Below are 2,324 nucleotides of genomic sequence, written 5' to 3' on the forward strand. Positions count from 1 at the left end.
GCCAGGGCGTGCCGCTGGCGCGCTCGACACTGGCGCAGTGGATCGGGCGGATTGGCGTGGCCCTGCAGCCACTGGCCGAACGCCTGAGCGAGCTTCTGCGCCAGCGCAGCTGCCTGCATGCCGACGAAACGCCGGTGCGCCAGCTCGATCCTGGCAGCGGCAAGACCCGCCAAGCCTATTTATGGGCCTACCGCTCCGGCACTTGGGAGGATGGGCCACCGATCGTCGTCTTCGATTACCAGGAAAGCCGGGCCGGCAAGCACGCCCGCGATTTCCTTCAGGACTGGCGCGGCCACCTGATGGTGGACGACTACGCCGGCTACAAAGCCCTGTTTGCCAATGGGCCGACCGAACTGGCGTGCCTGGCGCACATCCGTCGCAAATTCTTCGACCTGCACGCTGCCAGCAGCAGTCCTGTCGCCGACGAGGCGCTGCGCCGCATTGCGCAGTTGTACGCCATCGAGCAGGACGGCGCAGACACAACGCCGTCCGAACGGCTGGATCTGCGCCAGGCGCGCGCCGTGCCGGCGCTGGCCGATCTGCACGCCTGGCTGCTGTCGATGCAGCGCACCGTCGCCATCGGAAGTGGTACGGGCAAGGCCATCGAACACTCCCTCAAGCGCTGGAATGCCCTAGTGCGCTATGCCGATTCCGGCATCCTTCCGATCGACAACAACCCGGTCGAGAACGCGATCCGTCCCATCGCCATCGGTAAAAAGAACTGGCTGTTTGCCGGCTCTGAACGCGCCGGCCGCCGCGCCGCCGTCATCCAGAGCCTGTTTGCCACTGCCAAACTCAACGGCCTGGACCCGGCACGCTGGCTCGCTGAGACACTTGAGAAACTGCCTACCTGCCCGAACAGCCGAATCGACTCGCTGCTGCCATTTTCGGACTCTACGCTGGCTTGATTCCGCTGTGAAGGTGGAGCGGTTGGACGCTTACACAGTTGCGGCGGCGGAGGATAGTCGTTTTCCTCGTCTTCCTCCTCACGTACCTCATCGGGAGTTTGTTGGAACTGATCGGGCCAACAGAGTTCGTCGTAACCGATTGCCAAGAGGCGCAATAGGTCTTCCATATTTTCTGCCAGCACACAAAGCATCACCGATCCCGACCCCGATCCCAAATGAACAATTCGCTGTTGCCCGTCGTCGTCGCGCCAAAGCCCAGCCCACGATCCGTCGCCTCCGGTCCTTAGGAATATCACCAGTCGGTCGTTCACATCGGGATCATTGCTTTTGGTCCAGCAAGCGGTGGCGGCAGGGTCCGGTAAGTGGACGGCTGTCGTTGTGAGATTGCTATATTCAAGCTCAGGGTGTACGGTCATGTAACGAACCCCATCGTGGCGACTCCGGAGGCACCCGTGTTCTTCCATGAAGTGGAAGGTTTTCCGCGGCTTTGTTGAGCAAATCGAGCGAAGGCCGAGCTGACGCTATTTGTAGTTCGTTTTATAACACTGGGACCGTAACCGGGGTTCCCAGCCGAGTAAAGCGGTTCAGCACGGCAGCCCGCACGTATAACTCGGCGACCTGACGGTCGAAGTCTCGCGCCATGACACGTTCGCCCAGCAGCTTGAAGCAGCGCATCTTGGTTTCGACAAGGCTGCGCCGGTGGTAGCCGCTCCATTTCTTCCATATTGCCCGTCCCACCCTTTTTGTCGTCCGCAGGATGTCGTTACGTGCATCGGCACCACAACGGTTTGCCTTCCAGAACTTGGCGTTCTTGCGGGTTGGGATGATGGCATGCGCTTCGCGCAACGCGATCGCCTCGTGACAGTCCTTCGTGTCGTAGGCGCCATCGCCGCTAACGCTGGCAATGCGTTCGTCAGCAGGAATCTGGCTAAGCAACGCTGGCAGGACAGGCGCATCGCCAATGCTGTTGTCGGTCACCTCCATGGCCCGGATTTCGAGTGTGGACGCGTCGATCCCGAGATGCACCTTGCGCCATTGGCGACGGTAGTCCGCACCATGTTTCTTGGTCTTCCATTCGCCTTCGCCCAGCATCTTGATGCCGGTGCTGTCCACCAGCAGATGCAAGCCTGTCGTGGTCGGCACGGCGCCGATGGCCACCTGCAGCGTCTTTTGCCGCCGGCTGACCGTGCTGTAGTCCGGCACCGCCCAGTTCAGCCCAGCCAAGTGCAGCAAGCTTTGCGTCATGCCCATGGCCTGGCGCAGCGGTAGATTGAAAAAGCACTTGATGCTCAGGCAGAACTGGATCGCCTCGTCGCTGAACGCCTGGCTGCGCCCTCGCTTACCACTCGGCTGGCCGTGCCAGTTCATCGTCGTGTCAAGCCAGATGAGTAGCGAGCCGCGTGCCTTGAGCGCTTC

General features: G+C 61.4%; 2 protein-coding genes. One reads left to right on the plus strand and one right to left on the minus strand.

Annotation, left to right across the window (positions count from 1 at the left end; translation table 11 throughout):
* A partial coding sequence (gene tnpC, locus HMPREF9710_RS26330; protein ID WP_005671583.1) for an IS66 family transposase occupies positions 1-908 on the plus strand: 908 nt, incomplete at its 5' end.
* Between the two features lie 537 nt (positions 909-1,445).
* Here the strand turns inward: tnpC and HMPREF9710_RS26335 are convergent.
* Positions 1,446-2,324, minus strand: an 879-nt coding sequence (locus tag HMPREF9710_RS26335) for an IS5 family transposase (RefSeq protein WP_005671585.1), incomplete at its 5' end; no start/stop codon positions are given.

The sequence above is a fragment of the Massilia timonae CCUG 45783 genome (assembly GCF_000315425.1).
GTDB lineage: Bacteria > Pseudomonadota > Gammaproteobacteria > Burkholderiales > Burkholderiaceae_D > Telluria > Telluria timonae.